The organism is Dyella sp., assembly GCF_036746095.1.
GTDB lineage: Bacteria > Pseudomonadota > Gammaproteobacteria > Xanthomonadales > Rhodanobacteraceae > Dyella_B.
In genome coordinates this window covers 1-16,010 of record NZ_DAIOEU010000085.1, presented here as the reverse complement: position 1 = coordinate 16,010, position 16,010 = coordinate 1, and the positions used below count along the sequence as shown (strand labels likewise).

Here is a 16,010-nt window from a genome sequence, read left to right as displayed (position 1 = left end):
ACATCACCGACGAGATCAAGCACTGCATCCACGAGGCCACCCGCGGCTTCGACGTCGCCCTGGTGGAAATCGGCGGCACGGTGGGCGATATCGAATCCCAGCCCTTCCTGGAAGCGATCCGCCAGCTGCGCATCGAGCACGGCCCGGAAAAGTGCCTGTTCATGCACCTGACCCTGGTGCCGTACATCAAGGCTGCCGGCGAGATCAAGACCAAACCGACCCAGCATTCGGTGAAGGAACTGCGTTCCATCGGTATCCAGCCGGACATCCTGCTGTGCCGTTGCGAGCAGCCGCTGCCGGACAGCGAGCGCCGCAAGATCGCGCTGTTCACCAACGTGCCCGAGCAGGCGGTGATCAGCGCTGCCGACGTCGACATCATCTACAAGCAACCACTGTGGCTGCACCAGCAGGGCCTGGACGACATCGTCGTCAAGAAGATGGGCCTGGACGCCAAGCCGGCTGATCTTTCGGGCTGGCAGCGGACGGTGGATGCGGTCGAGCATCCGAAAGATGAAGTCACCGTCGCGATCGTCGGCAAATACGTGGAGCACAAGGACGCCTACAAATCCCTGGGCGAGGCGCTGCGGCATGGCGGTATCAAGCAGCAGACGCGCGTGAACCTGAAGTGGATCGATTCCGAGCAGATCGAGGCTGAAGGTGCAGCCAAGGTGCTGGGTGGCGTCGACGCCATCCTGGTGCCCGGGGGCTTCGGCAAGCGCGGCTTCGAGGGCAAGATCCTGGCCGCCAAGTACGCACGCGAGCATGGCGTGCCGTATTTCGGCATCTGCTACGGCATGCACGCGGCGGTAGTGGATTTCGCCCGCAATGTGGCGGGTCTCCCCGATGCCGATTCCAGCGAAAACGACCGCCATACGCCGAACCCGGTCATTGCATTGATCACGGAATGGACCACGGCGACCGGTGAAGTGGAGCAACGTACTGAGCGCTCCGATCTCGGCGGCACCATGCGCCTTGGTGCGCAGGAATGCCGCCTCAAGGCCGGCACGCTGGCGCGCCAGTTGTACGACCAGGACGTCGTGCGCGAGCGCCATCGCCATCGTTACGAATTCAACAATCGCTATCGCCAGTCATTCGAAGACCTGGGGATGGTGATCTCCGGCAAGTCGATGGACGATCTGCTGGTGGAGATCGTCGAACTGCCGCTGCAGCAGCACCCGTGGTTCCTCGGCTGCCAGGCGCATCCGGAATTCACCTCCACGCCGCGTGACGGCCATCCGCTGTTCATCGGTTTCGTGCGCGCCGCACGGGAGTTCAAGGCGGTGCGCGACGGTGAAAAGCTGGCTGCGAAGGAGTCGGTTGCATGAAGTTATGCGGTTTCGAAATCGGCCTGGATCAGCCGCTGTTCCTGATCGCCGGCCCATGCGTGGTGGAATCGGAGCAACTGCAGGTTGATACCGCGGGCAAGCTGAAGGAAATCACCAGCCGGCTCGGCGTCAACTTCATCTTCAAATCCAGCTACGACAAGGCCAACCGTTCCTCGGGCAGCAGTTTTCGCGGCCTGGGCATGGAAGAAGGCCTGCGCATCCTTGCCGAAGTGAAGCGCCAGGTGGGCGTGCCGGTGCTGACCGACGTGCACGAATACACGCCGATGAACGAAGTGGCGGCGGTGGTGGATGTGCTGCAGACGCCGGCCTTCCTGTGCCGCCAGACCGATTTCATCCAGAACGTGGCGCGCGCCGGCAAACCGGTGAACATCAAGAAAGGCCAGTTCCTTGCGCCCTGGGATATGAAGAACGTCGTGGACAAGGCCAAGGCCGTCGGTAACGACGCCATCATGGTCTGCGAGCGCGGTGCCAGCTTCGGCTACAACAACCTGGTTTCCGACATGCGCTCCTTGAGCGTGATGCGCGAAACCGGCTGCCCGGTGGTGTTCGACGCGACCCATTCGGTGCAGTTGCCGGGCGGCCAGGGCACCAGTTCCGGTGGCCAGCGCGAATTCGTGCCGGTGCTGGCGCGCGCGGCGGTCGCCGTGGGTATCGCCGGTTTGTTTGCGGAAACGCATCCGGATCCGAGCAAAGCGCTCAGCGACGGGCCGAATGCCTGGCCGCTGGGCAAGATGGAAGCGCTGCTGCAGACCTTGCTCGAACTGGATGCCGTGACCAAGCGGCATGGTTTTCAGGAGCAGCAGCTCTGAATTGCGCCCATCTCCCTTTGAGAGAGCGGCTTACGCAGTAAATTCGAAGTACGCGCTACTTTCCAACCTTCGTCGAAACACCAAGGAACGTCATGACTACAGCCATCACCCGCATTCACGCCCGTGAAATCCTCGACTCCCGCGGCAACCCCACGCTCGAAGCAGAAGTAACGCTGGCCGGTGGTGCTTTCGGCCGCGCTGCCGTGCCGAGCGGCGCATCGACCGGTACGCGCGAAGCCGTGGAGCTGCGCGATGGCGACAAGTCGCGCTATCTCGGCAAGGGTGTGAAGAAAGCGGTGGGCAACGTCAATGGCGAAATCGCCAACACGTTGAAAGGCTTCGACGCCGCCGACCAGAAAGGCCTGGACAAGAAACTGATCGACCTCGATGGCACGCCGAACAAGGGCCGCCTCGGTGCGAATGCCTTGCTCGGCGTTTCCATGGCCGCTGCGCACGCCGTAGCCGCGTCGCGCCACGAGCCGTTGTGGAAGTACCTCTCGCACGGCAGGCCGGGCGCGCTGCCGGTACCGATGATGAACATCATCAACGGCGGTGCGCACGCCGACAATAACGTCGACGTGCAGGAGTTCATGGTGCTGCCGGTCGGCTTGCCGAGCTTTTCCGAGGCGCTGCGCGCCGGCACGGAAATCTTCCATGCACTGAAGAGCGTGCTGAAGGGTAAGGGCCTCAACACGGCGGTGGGCGACGAAGGCGGTTTCGCGCCGAACCTGCGTTCCAACATCGAAGCGCTCGATACCATTCTCGAAGCCGTGAACAAGAGCGGCTACAAGATCGGCAGCGACATCCTGCTTGGCCTCGACGTTGCCAGCTCCGAGTTCTTCAAGGATGGCAAGTACGACCTGGAAGGCGAGGGCAAGGCCTACACGCCGGCGCAGTTCGTCGATCTGCTGGCGAGCTGGGCGCAGCAGTATCCGATCGTCACCATCGAAGACGGCATGGCCGAAGGCGACTGGGACGGGTGGAAGCTGCTCACGGACAAGATCGGCAGCAAGGTGCAGCTGGTTGGCGACGATCTGTTCGTAACCAATCCTTCGATCTTCCGCGAAGGCATCGACAAGAAGATCGCCAACGCGATCCTGATCAAGGTCAACCAGATCGGCACGCTGTCGGAAACGCTGGAAGCCATTGCGATGGCCGATGCCGCCAAGTACGCGGCGATCGTGTCGCATCGTTCTGGCGAAACCGAAGACACCACCATCTCCGACATCGCCGTGGCCACTACCGCGACGCAGATCAAGACCGGTTCGTTGTGCCGCACCGACCGCGTCGCCAAGTACAACCAGCTGCTGCGCATCGAGGAAGCACTCGGCGCCGATGCTCGCTACGCAGGCCGCAACGCGTTCCCCAGCCTCTCCCATTTGCCTGGTTGAGCGAGGTTATCGCCTGAATCATGTTGCGTTGGGTCGCCTTCGTCCTGCTGTTGATATTGATTGGACTGCAGCTCGAACTGTGGTCCAACCATGGTGGCATGGCCGAGGTAACGAGCTTGCGTGCCGCCGTAAAAAAGCAGCAGGACGAAAACGACAAGCTCACCCAGCGCAACCAGGCGCTTGCTGCGGATGTGACGGACCTCAAGCATGGCGAGCAAGCGGTGGAAGCGCGTGCCCGCGGTGAACTAGGTTTGATCAAGCCGGGCGAGACGTTCTATCAAGTGGTGCCGAAGCCGGCGGCGAGTGCGGCTGCGCCAGCGACTTCGGCGACTAACAGCGGCAATTGAGCTTTTATTGCCGTCATTCCCGCGAAAGCGGGAATCCATTTTGCTCTGATGCGAAAAGCGAAGATGGATTCCCGCTTTCGCGGGAATGACGGCAACATGCATATGAGCTCTTTTGATCTGGAACTCCCTCGCGCCTATGGCGTTCCGCCTTTGACGGCCACGCTGCGCAGTACCCCAGAAGATTTTCGCGTCGAAGAAATTCTCGGCTACGAACCTGACGGCGAAGGCGAACACGCCTTCCTATGGGTAGAAAAGCGCGAAGCCAACACCGATTGGGTGGCGCGCGAATTGGCGCGCTTCGCAGGCGTGTCGCCCATGAATGTCGGCTACGCCGGTCTGAAAGATCGCCACGCTGTCACGCGCCAGGCTTTCACCGTGCAATTGCCTGGCAAGGCCGATCCGGACTGGCACGCCTTTCCGCATGGGGAGGTAAAAATCCTTTCAAGCACGCGTCATAAGCGCAAGCTCAAGCGTGGCGCCTTGCGTGGCAACCGCTTTGTGCTGGTGTTGCGCGATGTGCAGGGCGATCGCTCACGCGCCGAAGCAGTGTTACAGGCGATCGCCTCGCGTGGCGTACCGAATTATTTCGGCGAACAACGTTTCGGTCGCGAAGGCGGCAACGTGGCGCAGGCGCGAGCCATGTTTGCCGGTCGCCGCGTGGATCGCGACAAGCGTTCCATCCTGCTCTCCGCCGCACGTTCGCATATTTTCAATGCTGTGCTGGCTGCGCGCGTAGAACGCGACGCCTGGGACAAACCTTTGGAAGGCGAAATCTGGTCGCTGGCCGGTTCGCGTTCGTGGTTTGGGCCGGAGGCCTTCGATGACGTGCTTTCGGCACGCCTGGCGCAGGGCGATATCCACCCCTCGGGACCATTGTGGGGGCAGGGCGATTCGCCTGCGGACAGCACAGCGGGTGAATTGGAGCGCGAGCTTGCCGCTGTATTTGGCGACCTGGCGGACGGGCTTGTCGCCGCGCGCATGGACCAGGAGCGCCGCCCGTTGCGTCTGCTGCCCAAAGGCTTGCATTGGCATTGGCCGGATGACAACACGCTGGAATTGAGCTTCGAATTGCCCGCTGGCGCGTATGCCACCGTCGTTGCGCGCGAGTTGATCGCTTAGCTGTTTTGGCTTGCAGGCACGCTGGGCTCTGCGTCGTATGAAATTGCCTGCCGCGCATCTACATACGCCCAGGCTTGCAAGCCTGAAGCCAGCATCACTGCCACACGCTTATAGTCATCCACTTCGTATGCATCGGCCTGCGCGAGCTCGGCGTCGGTGATCTCAAATACCGTGCCGTTGACGTGATCCTCGGCCTGGTTGGTGAAAACCAGCATAGGGTGGTGGGTCTTTCCGCTGGTGCGGACGACTTCGGGATCCTCGATCTCAATCTCGGACTGGATGAAACCGGCCAGCTGATCGGCTTGGCCGGCAAGTGGGCGACCGAACGTCGCGAGTTGGACGTTCTCCTGCTGGAGCGTGCCGTACGAAAAAAGCTTGGGCATGGAAGCCATCTATCCTTTCAGCAATACCACCACGGCTCCGGTCCCGCCTTGCATGGGGCGCGCGGAAGCAAAGGCAATCACGTCATTACGACGGCGCAGCAAACGATCGGTCAGGATTTTCAGTACGGGCCCGGCGGCTTTCGATCGCAATCCCTTGCCGTGCACGATGCGTACACAGCGCAGTCCGCGATCGTTGGCATGCGCAAGAAATTCGGCGATGGTGGCCTGCGCCGCCGCGGCATTCATCTGATGCAGATCGATATCGTCCTGCACGCTGAATTGTCCGCGCTTGAGCTGGCGCAGCAGCTTGGGCGGATAACCGTCGCGCAGGTAGCTCAGTTCCTCGCCCACTTCCATCAGGCCAGGGTCGAAGGCCATGTCCAGCAGTTCGCCGGGTACGGCGGCTTCGTCGGCTTCCAGCATGTAGGGATGCGGTTCCGGCTTGGGAAGTTCGGGCGGCGAGACGACGGGTTCGAACTGGCGGACCTCGCCGATGGCCTCGCGGAACAGGCGGCTGTCCTCGTCGCTCACGATGGCGGGGGTGCGGCGTTTCATGCACGTCATCGTAGCGAAAGCAACGCGCCGATGGTGAAGGGAAGGTTGCCAAAATCGCCGGTGAAACAAACGGTCGGCTCGGTTAGACTCCTAAAACTAGGGTGCATGCGGATCGTCTTCAGGCCGCATGCCGGGTAGTCAACCTTGAACGGATCATGATGCGAGTTCTGGTTTCCAATGACGATGGCGTGGACGCGCCGGGTATCCGCGTGCTTGCCGAGCGTCTCGGCGCGGTCGGGCAGGTCACCGTGGTGGCGCCGGATCGCGATCGCTCCGGTGCCAGCAATTCCCTTACGCTCGACGTGCCGATTCGCGTCTCACGCATGGACAACGGCTACTACCGCGTGGTGGGCACGCCGACCGATTGCGTGCATCTCGCCTTGGCCGGCATGTTGGATTACGAGCCGGATATCGTGGTCTCCGGCATCAACAATTCGGCCAATCTCGGCGATGACGTGATTTACTCGGGCACCGTGTCGGCAGCGATGGAAGGGCGTTTCCTCGGCTTGCCGGCGATTGCGGTGTCGCTGGTCAGCAAGGACCATAAGGGCGAGCATTACGAATCAGCCGCCAAGGCCGTGTTGCGATTGACGGAACGCCTGCTGGTGGATCCGCTGCCGGCCGATACCATCCTCAACGTCAACGTGCCAGATCGTCCGTGGGACGAAATCCTCGGTTTCGAAACCACGCGGCTGGGCAAGCGCCACCGTTCTGCGCCGTGCATCCAGCAGGACGACCCACGTGGACGACCGATCTGGTGGATCGGCCCAGCGGGCGATGTGGAAGACGCGGGCCCCGGTACGGATTTCGATGCCGTGCGGCGCGGCTATATTTCGGTGACGCCCATTCATGTCGATTTGACGCGCTTCCAGGCGCTGGAGAAAGTGGGCAACTGGGTGCGCGCACTGAGTGAAGACATGAGCGATCACGCTAACGGTAAGGCCGCATGATTCATCCGTTACCGCCATCTGCATTGAAAGGCGAGGGGATGACCTCGCAACGTGCGCGCGACCGGCTCATCGCCAAGTTGAAGGAAGAAGGGATCGGCGACCAGCGCGTGCTCGACGTGATGCGCAATTTGCCGCGCCATCACTTCATCGACCAGGCGCTGCACTCGCGCGCCTATGAAAACACAGCGTTGCCGATCGGTCATGGTCAGACCATTTCGCAGCCCTGGGTCGTGGCCCGCATGACCGAAGCCCTGCTGGAACTGTTCCAGCCAAAATCCGGCCGGCCGCAAAAGGTGCTGGAGATCGGCACCGGTTCCGGCTACCAGGCCGTGGTGCTGGCGCAACTCGTGCAGCAGCTCTATACGGTGGAACGCATCGAGGAATTGTTGCGCCAAGCGCGTCGACGCTTTCGCCAGCTTGGTCTTGAGAACATCCGCTCGCGTCACGACGACGGCAAGCTGGGCTGGGCGGCGGAAGCGCCTTTCGATGCCATCATCCTCACGGCGGCGGGCGATGCCATCCCCTCGCAGATTCTCGATCAGCTGGCGCCCGATGGCGTGCTGGTCGCACCGGTCGGTTCCCCCAGTAGTCAAATCTTGATCCGCATGCGCGGCGATGGAAAGGGCGATTTCATGCAAGAAGAATTGGGAGCCGTCAGCTTCGTACCTTTGCTGGGCGGTATCGGCTGATGCAGCTCTTCGGAAAGCTTTATGCGCGCGTACTGGTATGGGCGCGCGACCGCCGGGCGGTCTATTACTTGTGCGGCTTGAGTTTCGTCGAGGCCTTCATCTTCCCGGTCATGCCGGAGGTAATGCTGGCGCCGATGATGCTGGGCAAACGCCATCGTGCTTTCTTCTATGCGAACCTGAGCCTGCTGTTTTCGCTGCTGGGTTCGCTGGTGGGATATGCGCTGGGCCACTGGGCCTTTCATGCGCTGACGCCGTTGCTGCAGTCATTGCATTTGTACGAGCCGATCGAGCGCGGCGTGGAAAGCCTGCGCGCGCAAATGAACCAGCATTGGCTGGAACTGTTGCTGGTGCTGATGTTGGCGGCGATCCAGCCGGTGGTGCCGATGAAATTCGTCACCTGGGCATCCGGCATTGTTGGCGTACCGGTGATTCCGTTCCTGGTGTGCATCATGCTTGGACGCGGCAAGCGCGTATGGCTGCTGGCCTTGCTGATCCGCCTGTTTGGCGAGCGTGCCGAACAGATGCTGCACAAGAACATCGAGTGGATCGGCTGGGCGGCGTTGGCTGTCTTGGCGATGCTCGGCGGCTGGTGGGCGCTCAAGCATTAACGATGAGCGATCATTCCGTGTCGATCGCATGAAAACTGCTGGCGACCTCGCTATGCTGACGCGCATGAATGGATTGATGCGATGGTTTTCGTTTGCCGCTATAGCTCTATGGATGACCGGTTGCAGCACGGTGGTGGTGCAGCCGCCGCCTGGTGCATCGAGCAGTGTGCGGCCTGCTCCGGCGCAACATGAGGCCGGTACCTATACCGTCGTAAAAGGTGACACGCTTTATTCCATCGCGTTCCGCAATGGCGCGGATTTCCGCGAAGTCGCCAGGTTGAACAACATCGCGCCGCCGTACACCATCTGGCCGGGGCAGGTGCTGAAGTTATCGGGACGCGGTCCGGCACCGGCAACCGAGCACGCGCCGCCGGTGGTCGCCAAGACATCACCCCCGCCGTCGTCGGCACCGGTGTTCGAGATAGTGGGAACAAAGCCGGTCGCGGCCGCGCCATTGCCCGCCCATGCAAGCTCGGCCGCTGTGGCGCCTGCCGGCGTGACGCATCCCGCACCGCCGGTCAGTGCAACGCCGGCACCGCCAAGCAATCCAGCGCCGGCCGTAGCAGCTGCAGCTACCGCACCGGTGACTGCCAGCGGCGGCACACGTAGCGCAGGCGGCGTGAAGTGGCGATGGCCGGCATCGGGCCAGGTGGTCAGCCGTTTTCAAGCCAGCGCGGCGATTCCGGGTATCGATATCGCCGGCAAGGCGGGCGATCCGGTGGTTGCCGCCGCGGATGGCACCGTGGTCTACAGCGGCAATGGCCTGGTGGGCTACGGTGAGCTGATCATCATCAAGCACAACGACAGCTTCCTGTCGGCGTATGGCCACAATCGCAAGCGGTTGGTGACGGAAGGCCAGCAGGTTAAAGCCGGGCAGCAGATTGCCGAAATGGGCTCAAGCGGCAGTTCGCGCGACGAACTGCAGTTCCAGATTCGCAAGGATGGCAATCCGGTCGATCCGCTGGACTATCTGCCGTCGCGTTAGGTGGGCCATTCCCCTTGCGGGAGTGGGTTAGGGTGAGGGGGCAATCTGGTTATGAAGCTGCTTTCGGCGCGTCTAGGCTAGATAGAGCTTTTGCCAAGATTGGCCCCTCACCCAAACCCTCTCGCTGTATAGCGCAGAGAATGTTCAGGCCGCGGGAAGAATGAAGGCGGCCACCACGCGCCGCCCTTCGCTGGCGAGCAGGTCGTAGGTACGCGCCGCCGCCGCATTGTCCATCACTTCGATGCCGATGCCCTTGCGCAGAAAACCGGCCATGAAAACGGCCGGCGGGAATTGCTGGCGGATGCCGGTGCCGAGCAGCACCACCTCGGGTTTCAGGTCGAGCACGGCCTCGACGTGATCGCCGGTCAGCGCCTGTGCCTGGGTAACCGGCCATTGCTCCACCGCCCGTTTCGGCGAGAGCAGAAAGCTGGCGGTCAATTCGCGATCGACCACCGTGATGCTGCGCTCGGTGACGCGGCGGACGAACAGGTAATCGCCATGGCGGTCCAGCGAGAGATCCATGACAGCCTCCTCAGCGGGGCAGCGCCAGCCGGGGATCGTCCTCGTTGCGCCGGAACAGCACCACCACGTGGCCGATCTGCTGCACGCTTTCCGCGCTGGTGCCGTCGAGCAGGGTCTGGATTTGCGCCTCGCGTTCTTCCTTGTCGCCGCCGGAGAGTTTCACTTTCACCAGCTCGTGGTGCGACAGGGCGAGATCCAGCTCCTTCACCACCGCCCCGGTAGCGCCCTTGGCGCCCAGCAGGATCACCGGATGGAGGTCGTGGGCGAGGCTGCGCAGATAGCGCTTCTGTGAAGGAGATAGGGACATGCGTTCAGTCTCGATGCACTGCAAGGTAGCCGTAAAGGGTATCATGTCCACCCTCTGTTCCCGGTCCATTCTGCCGACCCATGCCTCGCAGCAAGAGCAGTTCCCGCTGGCTGCGGGAGCACTTCGACGATGTCTACGTAAAGAAAGCCCAGGCCGAAGGCCTGCGTTCGCGTGCCGTCTTCAAACTGGAAGAACTGGTCGAGCGCGATCAACTGCTAAAGCCGGGCATGCGCGTGGTCGACCTGGGCGCGGCCCCCGGTGGCTGGTCGCAGTTCGTCCGGCAGCGCCTGGGGGATAGTGGTACTGTGGTGGCGCTGGATATCCTGCCGATGCAAGGTATTGCCGGCGTCGATTTCCTGCAGGGCGACTTCCGTGAAGAAAGCGTTTTGAGAGCATTGGAACAGCGCCTGGACGGCCAGAAGCTCGATCTTGTGCTGTCGGACATGGCCCCCAATATGAGTGGCGTGGCACTGGCCGATCAGATCCGGGCAATGGATCTGGCGGAACTGGCGCTTGATTTCTCCAGACACTGGCTGAAACCAGGCGGAGCCTTTCTAATCAAGTTGTTCCAGGGAACAGGCTTCGATGATTACTTGCGTACCTTGCGCGCCGAGTTCTCGCGCGTAAGTATGCGTAAACCCAAGGCCTCACGCGCGCGTTCGCGTGAGGTGTACGCGCTGGCCACCGGATTCAAGTCCGGCGGCCGGCAAACTGGCGAGAACCGCGCATGAATGAGACATGGAAAACTTTGTTGCTCTGGCTGGTGATCGCGGTGGTATTGATCACCGTGTTCCAGAGCTTCAACCCGCACGGTGGCGCCTCTTCGGACCTGCCATACAGCAGCTTCGTGCAGAGTGTGGATAGCGGCAACGTCGCCACCGCCAATATCAGTGCCGAGAACCCGGCCACCATCAACGGCAAGCTGAAAGACGGCAGCAACTACCGCACGGTCGCGCCGGTGCTTGGCTTCTCCACCAATTCGGTGGTGAAGCAGATGCAGGACAAGAACGTCACCGTCACCCAGGATTCCGGCACCGGCTTTTCGCTGATCGGCCTGTTGGTGAACTGGTTGCCGGTCATCCTGATCGTCGGTGTATTCATCTGGTTCATGCGCCAGATGCAGCAGGGCGGTGGTGGCCGCGGGGCGATGAGCTTTGGCCGCTCGCGCGCCAAGCTTCAGGGTGAGGACCAGGTCAAGGTCAACTTCAGCGACGTTGCCGGCTGCGACGAAGCCAAGGAAGAAGTGGGCGAACTGGTCGAATTCCTGCGCGATCCGGGCAAGTTCCAGCGCCTCGGCGGCAAGATTCCGCGCGGCGTGCTGATGGTGGGCCCGCCCGGTACCGGCAAGACCCTCCTCGCCAAGGCGATCGCTGGCGAGGCCAAGGTGCCGTTCTTCTCGATCTCCGGTTCCGACTTCGTCGAAATGTTCGTCGGCGTGGGCGCCTCGCGCGTACGCGATATGTTCGACCAGGCCAAGAAGCATGCACCGTGCATCATCTTCATCGACGAAATCGATGCGGTGGGTCGTCATCGCGGCGCCGGCCTCGGCGGTGGCCACGATGAGCGCGAGCAGACGCTCAACCAGTTGCTGGTGGAAATGGACGGCTTCGAAGGTACCGAGGGCATCATCGTCATCGCTGCCACCAACCGTCCGGATGTGCTCGATCCGGCACTGTTGCGTCCGGGCCGCTTCGATCGCCAGGTGGTGGTAGGCCTGCCGGACGTGAAGGGCCGTGAGCAGATCCTCAAAGTACATATGCGCAAAGTGCCGGTCGCCTCTGACGTGGACGCGATGGTGATTGCGCGCGGCACGCCGGGTTTCTCTGGCGCTGACCTGGCCAATCTCGTCAACGAGGCTGCGTTGTTCGCGGCACGCGAGAACGCCCGTGAAGTGCGCATGACCCATCTGGACAAGGCGCGCGACAAGATCCTGATGGGTACCGAGCGCCGCTCGATGGCGATGAGCGAGGACGAAAAGAAGCTCACCGCCTATCACGAAGCCGGCCATGCCATTGTCGGTCGCCTGGTGCCCGAGCACGACCCGGTCTACAAGGTGACGATCATTCCGCGTGGCCGTGCGCTGGGCGTGACGATGTATCTGCCGGAAGGCGACAAATACAGCATGAACAAGACGGCGATCGAGTCGCAGCTGTGCTCGCTGTATGGTGGCCGCGTCGCCGAAGAGCTGATCTTCGGCACCGACAAGGTCACTACCGGTGCCTCGAACGACATCGAGCGCGCGACCAAGATGGCGCGCAACATGGTCACCAAGTGGGGCCTTTCGAACGAGCTTGGCCCGGTGACGTACGGCGAAGAAGAAGATGAAGTGTTCCTCGGCCGCTCGGTGACGCAGCATAAGAATGTCTCCAACGAAACCGCGCGCAAGATCGACGAAGTGGTGCGCGACATCCTCGACCGTGCATACGGCCGCAGCAAGCAGTTGCTGACCGAGAACATCGAAAAGCTGCACATGATGGCCGATGCGCTGCTGCAATACGAAACGATCGATGCGCGCCAGATCGACGACATCATGGCCGGCCGCATACCGGGGCCGCCGGCGGATTGGTCCAAGACCACGCCGTCGAGTTCGGTGCCGCCACCGCCGCCACGCAGCGATGCCGGGGCCAAGGTGGGTGATCCGGCGACGCAAAGCCGGATCTAAAACCGCATAGGTGGAAACGAGAAGGCCGTCCAATGGGCGGCCTTTTTGTTGGTAGAGGATTTTTATCCGGGTGATATTGCAGGTGATATTTTTATCCGGGTATTATTTGCGCTTCCCACAGGAGCCGCCATGACCTACCCCACGCCACCCATTTCCTACACCAGCTTCCAGGGCCACCGCCGCCTGGCATCCGGGCCGCTTCACGTCGTTGCGCTGGCGGCCAAACTGGCTATCGAACGCGACAACACCAAGCCCAACCTGATCTTCGACGACAGCACCGGTCGCGCCATCGATATCGATACACGCGGCAGTGACGACGACGTGCTTGCTCGTTATGCGCCGGCACCTGCCGGTGAGGAGAGCGAACCCGAAGCGGCTTCCGAAGTTCCCCGGGGTCGGGGTCGCCCTAAACTCGGCGTAGTGGCACGCGAGGTCACGTTGCTGCCACGGCATTGGGAGTGGCTGGCTGGGCAGCCAGGCGGTCCCTCGGTGGTGCTGCGCAAGCTGGTGGAGGAGGCGCGCCGCACCCACGCCGAACGCGACAAAGCGCGTGCAAATCAGGAACGTGCCTACCAATTCATGTTGGCGATGGCTGGCGATATGTCTGGCTTTGAAGAAGCCACACGTGCTCTGTTTGCGAACGACGCGGCAAAGTTTGCCGAGTTGATCGCCGCATGGCCTGCTGATGTACGCGCTCACGCCATGCGGCTCGCCTTTGAGCCTTGATGCGAAAGAAGGTGCTGCTGTGACCTGTTATCTGGAACCAACATGGGAAGCCGGGCGCGCGTTTGCTGCGCGTCAGATCCAGGGAAGCGTCGTGATGCTCAACCTGCTGCGCTTTCGCAACCTGGCCGATTATTCCGCCAAGCCTGAATTGGCACCGCCCAGACCCATCCACGGCGCCGAAGCGTTTCTGCGCTATATCGAGCACGCGCTGCCGTATTTGCGTGAGCGCGGTGGTGACCTGCTATTCCTTGGCAACGGCGGTGCTTTCTTGATCGGACCACCGGAAGAACGCTGGGATATGGTGATGCTGGTACGACAGCAGAGTGTCGGATCGTTTTTTGCTTTTGCGTCGCACGAAGCCTATTTGGCCGGCATCGGGCATCGCACGGCAGCACTCGAAGATTCGCGTTTGCTGCCTTTGTCGGAAGTTATGCAGTCGATCATCGTGCTGTAGGCTGCCCTGCCTTATGAGGCTTGCACCCAAGCTGTGCGCAAAACGAAACCGACCAGATTTTAGATAGGCTTGATAGCTTTGAATGCGGAATTATGCACAATGCGTCTGCTACGCTGCGGCACAATCGTGGAAGGGCACTTGCATCCATATACGAGATAACCCTTAAGATGCAGTATCGGACTGCACGATCGTGCAGCTGGACGTTATCATCCTTAATCAGCCGGCCTCTTGTCGCCATGAAGATTTCCGCCGATGAGTTGGAGCCCTTGTTCGACGTCCTTCCGGACGTCGTCTTCTTTGTGAAAGACATGGAGGGGCGTTACACGCACGCCAATCTCACGCTGGTGCGCCGGCTTGGCCTCAAGCAGCGCGGTGAGGTGATCGGCAAGGACGTCACCGAGTTGTTCCCAAGTGCGATGGGCGGTTCGTATGCCGTGCAGGATCGACGCGTGTTGAACGGCGAGATCATCGAGAACCAATTGGAAGTGCACATCTTCGCCAATCGCGCGCCAGGATGGTGTTTGACCTGCAAGCGTCCCCTGCGCGTGCGAGGTCGAATCTGTGGTGTGGTCGGTATTTCACGCGATCTTGGCCTGCCGGACGGGCGCCACCCCATCTACGATCGCTTGAAGCGTGTGCTCGCTTACATGCAGGAGCACTACGGTGACGGCGTGCGCATTCAATCGTTGGCCGAACAGGCCGAGCTTTCGATCGCGCAATTCGAGCGGCATTTCCGCCGCGTTTTTCAGCTTACGCCGCAACAGGTATTGACCAAGCTACGCATCGAGGCGGCGATGCGGATGCTGCACACCGACGACAGCGTCGCTTCCATCGGCGTGGCATGTGGATTCGTCGATCAAAGCGCCTTTGCGCGACAGTTCAAGGCGACGGTGGGAATGACGCCGCGGGCGTACCGTGCGCTGGCGCAGGAGCAGGAAGGCGTGATGCCGGCGTAAGTTGGAGCGCAAACTCCAACCTTCCCGCTTTCAATATTCTACGAGAGGATATCCAGCACTCTTTCCGGTGGACGCCCGATCACCGCTTTGCCGTTGGCGACCACGATGGGTCGTTCGATCAGGCGCGGATGCTTCGACATCGCGGCGATAAGCGTCTGCTCGTCCAGCGACGGATCGTCGAGCTTCAACTGGCGATATTCATCCTCGCCCGTACGCAGCAACTGTCGCGCCGCGATGCCGAGCTGGGATAGCAACGTTTTCAACTCGGCAATGGTGGGTGGTGTTTCTAGATAGTGGACGACTTCGAATGGCTTGCCCTGCTGTTCGAGCAAGGCAAGCGCACCGCGCGATTTTGAGCAGCGGTTGTTGTGGTAGATGCGGATCACGGCGGTTAGCGGTTGCCGGACCGATTGCCACCACCCTGCCCTTGCGGGCGATTGCCCCGCTGCGGGCGGCCGCCCGGGCCGCCGGCGGGGCGATTGCCGCCAGGACGAGCGCCGCGGTTGTTGCGATTGGTGTTGCCACCGGCGTTGAAACCGCCGTAGGGATTTGAGCCACTCCCGGTGCCAGCGCCGCCGCGACGATTGCCGTGCGCCTGGCCACCACCGCTACCACCACCGTGGCCGCGTCCACCTTCGCGATTTTCGCCGGCAAACCAGGTGCGTGCAGGCGGTAGCTCCTGTCCAGGGCCGATGCCGCGCTTCTTCTTGCGCACCTTGTTCTGGCGCTCCGGGGTGGCGACGTTGCCATTCACTTCGCGGTTCGGATTGCGGCGCTTCTGTTGCTTGCCACGTACGGGTTCTTCGCGGATGCGGTCGAAAGCACGCAATTCGCGTGCTTCGTCGTGATAGCCGCCGCTCCATGCTGCGGTACCGCTCTTTTCAGGGCGATATTCGACCACGTTGCGCGGTGCGCGACGCTGGTGCAGCACGGGGCTCAGCGTCAGTACCGGTTGCGGTGCGCCGAGGCCAGCGGTCTTGCGCAGGTCTTTTACGGAATCTTCGCTCAGCGCTTCGCAATCACCGCGACGCAGCATGCGCGGCAGTTCAATGCTGCCATAGCGGATGCGCTTGAGGCGGCTGACCAGGAAACCTTGCGAATCCCACAGGCGACGCACTTCGCGGTTGCGGCCTTCGCGGATCACCACGCGGAACCAGCTATGGCTGCCGCCGCGGCTGATGACGGCGATTTCGTCGAAGCG

General features: G+C 61.8%; 19 protein-coding genes and 1 pseudogene. 14 read left to right on the top strand and 6 right to left on the bottom strand.

Annotation, left to right across the window (positions count from 1 at the left end; translation table 11 throughout):
* The 5 genes from V7M64_RS20945 to truD form a co-directional block, all read left to right on the top strand.
* Positions 1 to 1,325: CTP synthase (locus V7M64_RS20945; RefSeq protein WP_333681978.1), on the top strand; the 1,325-nt coding region annotated here is incomplete at its 5' end.
* Positions 1,322 to 2,155, top strand: coding sequence for a 3-deoxy-8-phosphooctulonate synthase (gene kdsA / locus V7M64_RS20940; protein WP_333681976.1), 834 nt, complete (start codon positions 1,322 to 1,324; stop codon positions 2,153 to 2,155). The genes V7M64_RS20945 and kdsA, both read left to right, overlap by 4 nt.
* Positions 2,156 to 2,247: 92 nt before the next feature.
* Complete coding sequence (gene eno / locus V7M64_RS20935) at positions 2,248 to 3,546, top strand: phosphopyruvate hydratase (RefSeq protein ID WP_333681975.1); 1,299 nt, start codon at positions 2,248 to 2,250, stop codon at positions 3,544 to 3,546.
* A gap of 20 nt (positions 3,547 to 3,566) precedes the next feature.
* Positions 3,567 to 3,893: a cell division protein FtsB gene (ftsB, locus tag V7M64_RS20930; RefSeq protein WP_333681973.1), complete on the top strand. Its 327-nt coding sequence runs from the start codon at positions 3,567 to 3,569 to the stop codon at positions 3,891 to 3,893.
* Between the two features lie 96 nt (positions 3,894 to 3,989).
* Complete coding sequence (gene truD, locus V7M64_RS20925; RefSeq protein WP_333681971.1) at positions 3,990 to 5,012, top strand: tRNA pseudouridine(13) synthase TruD; 1,023 nt, start codon at positions 3,990 to 3,992, stop codon at positions 5,010 to 5,012.
* Here truD and V7M64_RS20920 read toward each other — a convergent pair.
* Entirely contained in the window at positions 5,009 to 5,395 is a 387-nt protein-coding gene (locus V7M64_RS20920; RefSeq protein WP_333681970.1) for a gamma-glutamylcyclotransferase family protein, read from the bottom strand. The two genes, truD and V7M64_RS20920, sit on opposite strands and share 4 nt — an antisense overlap.
* A gap of 9 nt (positions 5,396 to 5,404) precedes the next feature.
* Positions 5,405 to 5,950, bottom strand: a complete 546-nt coding sequence (locus tag V7M64_RS20915; protein ID WP_333681968.1) for a Smr/MutS family protein — start codon at positions 5,948 to 5,950, stop codon at positions 5,405 to 5,407.
* A gap of 158 nt (positions 5,951 to 6,108) precedes the next feature.
* Between V7M64_RS20915 and surE the strand changes: the two genes are divergently transcribed.
* The 4 genes from surE to V7M64_RS20895 are packed head-to-tail and all read left to right on the top strand — an operon-like array spanning position 6,109 to position 9,182.
* Positions 6,109 to 6,900 (top strand): 5'/3'-nucleotidase SurE, encoded by a 792-nt coding sequence (gene surE / locus V7M64_RS20910; RefSeq protein WP_333681979.1) that lies wholly within the window; start codon positions 6,109 to 6,111, stop codon positions 6,898 to 6,900.
* A 38-nt stretch (positions 6,901 to 6,938) separates the two neighbouring features.
* Positions 6,939 to 7,589, top strand: coding sequence for a protein-L-isoaspartate(D-aspartate) O-methyltransferase (locus V7M64_RS20905; protein WP_333681966.1), 651 nt, complete (start codon positions 6,939 to 6,941; stop codon positions 7,587 to 7,589).
* Positions 7,589 to 8,197, top strand: a complete 609-nt coding sequence (locus V7M64_RS20900; protein WP_333681964.1) for a VTT domain-containing protein — start codon at positions 7,589 to 7,591, stop codon at positions 8,195 to 8,197. The genes V7M64_RS20905 and V7M64_RS20900 overlap by 1 nt, the downstream gene beginning before the upstream one ends.
* 52 nt (positions 8,198 to 8,249) lie before the next feature.
* Entirely contained in the window at positions 8,250 to 9,182 is a 933-nt protein-coding gene (locus V7M64_RS20895; RefSeq protein ID WP_333681962.1) for a peptidoglycan DD-metalloendopeptidase family protein, read from the top strand.
* Between the two features lie 144 nt (positions 9,183 to 9,326).
* On the opposite strand, the gene V7M64_RS20890 is transcribed toward V7M64_RS20895, so the two are convergent.
* Entirely contained in the window at positions 9,327 to 9,704 is a 378-nt protein-coding gene (locus tag V7M64_RS20890) for an Mth938-like domain-containing protein (RefSeq protein WP_333681960.1), read from the bottom strand.
* A 10-nt stretch (positions 9,705 to 9,714) separates the two neighbouring features.
* Positions 9,715 to 10,011: a ribosome assembly RNA-binding protein YhbY gene (yhbY, locus tag V7M64_RS20885; RefSeq protein WP_333681959.1), complete on the bottom strand. Its 297-nt coding sequence runs from the start codon at positions 10,009 to 10,011 to the stop codon at positions 9,715 to 9,717.
* A gap of 80 nt (positions 10,012 to 10,091) precedes the next feature.
* Between yhbY and rlmE the strand changes: the two genes are divergently transcribed.
* The 5 genes from rlmE (at position 10,092) to V7M64_RS20860 (ending at position 14,809) form a co-directional block, all read left to right on the top strand.
* Positions 10,092 to 10,742, top strand: a complete 651-nt coding sequence (gene rlmE, locus V7M64_RS20880; RefSeq protein WP_324145677.1) for a 23S rRNA (uridine(2552)-2'-O)-methyltransferase RlmE — start codon at positions 10,092 to 10,094, stop codon at positions 10,740 to 10,742.
* Entirely contained in the window at positions 10,739 to 12,673 is a 1,935-nt protein-coding gene (ftsH, locus tag V7M64_RS20875; protein WP_333681956.1) for an ATP-dependent zinc metalloprotease FtsH, read from the top strand. The genes rlmE and ftsH overlap by 4 nt, the downstream gene beginning before the upstream one ends.
* A 129-nt stretch (positions 12,674 to 12,802) precedes the next feature.
* The gene (locus V7M64_RS20870) at positions 12,803 to 13,399 is read left to right on the top strand and encodes a DUF2239 family protein (RefSeq protein ID WP_333681955.1); all 597 of its coding nucleotides are present in this window, start codon (positions 12,803 to 12,805) and stop codon (positions 13,397 to 13,399) included.
* Entirely contained in the window at positions 13,359 to 13,853 is a 495-nt protein-coding gene (locus V7M64_RS20865; RefSeq protein WP_333681953.1) for a DUF1330 domain-containing protein, read from the top strand. Before V7M64_RS20870 ends, V7M64_RS20865 begins: the two co-directional genes overlap by 41 nt.
* 236 nt (positions 13,854 to 14,089) lie before the next feature.
* Positions 14,090 to 14,809 (top strand): AraC family transcriptional regulator, encoded by a 720-nt coding sequence (locus V7M64_RS20860; RefSeq protein WP_333681952.1) that lies wholly within the window; start codon positions 14,090 to 14,092, stop codon positions 14,807 to 14,809.
* A gap of 38 nt (positions 14,810 to 14,847) precedes the next feature.
* Here V7M64_RS20860 and arsC read toward each other — a convergent pair whose 3' ends face one another.
* The gene (arsC, locus tag V7M64_RS20855; RefSeq protein ID WP_333681950.1) at positions 14,848 to 15,195 is read right to left on the bottom strand and encodes an arsenate reductase (glutaredoxin); all 348 of its coding nucleotides are present in this window, start codon (positions 15,193 to 15,195) and stop codon (positions 14,848 to 14,850) included.
* 5 nt (positions 15,196 to 15,200) lie between these two features.
* Positions 15,201 to 16,010: pseudogene (locus V7M64_RS20850) on the bottom strand (pseudouridine synthase); the annotation flags it as partial.

Excerpts from the sequence above, each read along its gene's own strand:
- kdsA (WP_333681976.1), top strand. The coding sequence starts at position 1,322 with ATGAAGTTATGCGGTTTCGAAATCGGCCTGGATCAGCCGCTGTTCCTG.
- eno (WP_333681975.1), top strand. The coding sequence starts at position 2,248 with ATGACTACAGCCATCACCCGCATTCACGCCCGTGAAATCCTCGACTCC.
- ftsB (WP_333681973.1), top strand. The coding sequence starts at position 3,567 with ATGTTGCGTTGGGTCGCCTTCGTCCTGCTGTTGATATTGATTGGACTG.
- truD (WP_333681971.1), top strand. The coding sequence starts at position 3,990 with ATGCATATGAGCTCTTTTGATCTGGAACTCCCTCGCGCCTATGGCGTT.
- V7M64_RS20920 (WP_333681970.1), bottom strand. The coding sequence starts at position 5,395 with ATGCCCAAGCTTTTTTCGTACGGCACGCTCCAGCAGGAGAACGTCCAA.
- V7M64_RS20915 (WP_333681968.1), bottom strand. The coding sequence starts at position 5,950 with ATGAAACGCCGCACCCCCGCCATCGTGAGCGACGAGGACAGCCGCCTG.
- surE (WP_333681979.1), top strand. The coding sequence starts at position 6,109 with ATGCGAGTTCTGGTTTCCAATGACGATGGCGTGGACGCGCCGGGTATC.
- V7M64_RS20905 (WP_333681966.1), top strand. The coding sequence starts at position 6,939 with ATGACCTCGCAACGTGCGCGCGACCGGCTCATCGCCAAGTTGAAGGAA.
- V7M64_RS20900 (WP_333681964.1), top strand. The coding sequence starts at position 7,589 with ATGCAGCTCTTCGGAAAGCTTTATGCGCGCGTACTGGTATGGGCGCGC.
- V7M64_RS20895 (WP_333681962.1), top strand. The coding sequence starts at position 8,250 with ATGCTGACGCGCATGAATGGATTGATGCGATGGTTTTCGTTTGCCGCT.
- V7M64_RS20890 (WP_333681960.1), bottom strand. The coding sequence starts at position 9,704 with ATGGATCTCTCGCTGGACCGCCATGGCGATTACCTGTTCGTCCGCCGC.
- yhbY (WP_333681959.1), bottom strand. The coding sequence starts at position 10,011 with ATGTCCCTATCTCCTTCACAGAAGCGCTATCTGCGCAGCCTCGCCCAC.
- rlmE (WP_324145677.1), top strand. The coding sequence starts at position 10,092 with ATGCCTCGCAGCAAGAGCAGTTCCCGCTGGCTGCGGGAGCACTTCGAC.
- ftsH (WP_333681956.1), top strand. The coding sequence starts at position 10,739 with ATGAATGAGACATGGAAAACTTTGTTGCTCTGGCTGGTGATCGCGGTG.
- V7M64_RS20870 (WP_333681955.1), top strand. The coding sequence starts at position 12,803 with ATGACCTACCCCACGCCACCCATTTCCTACACCAGCTTCCAGGGCCAC.
- V7M64_RS20865 (WP_333681953.1), top strand. The coding sequence starts at position 13,359 with ATGTACGCGCTCACGCCATGCGGCTCGCCTTTGAGCCTTGATGCGAAA.
- V7M64_RS20860 (WP_333681952.1), top strand. The coding sequence starts at position 14,090 with ATGAAGATTTCCGCCGATGAGTTGGAGCCCTTGTTCGACGTCCTTCCG.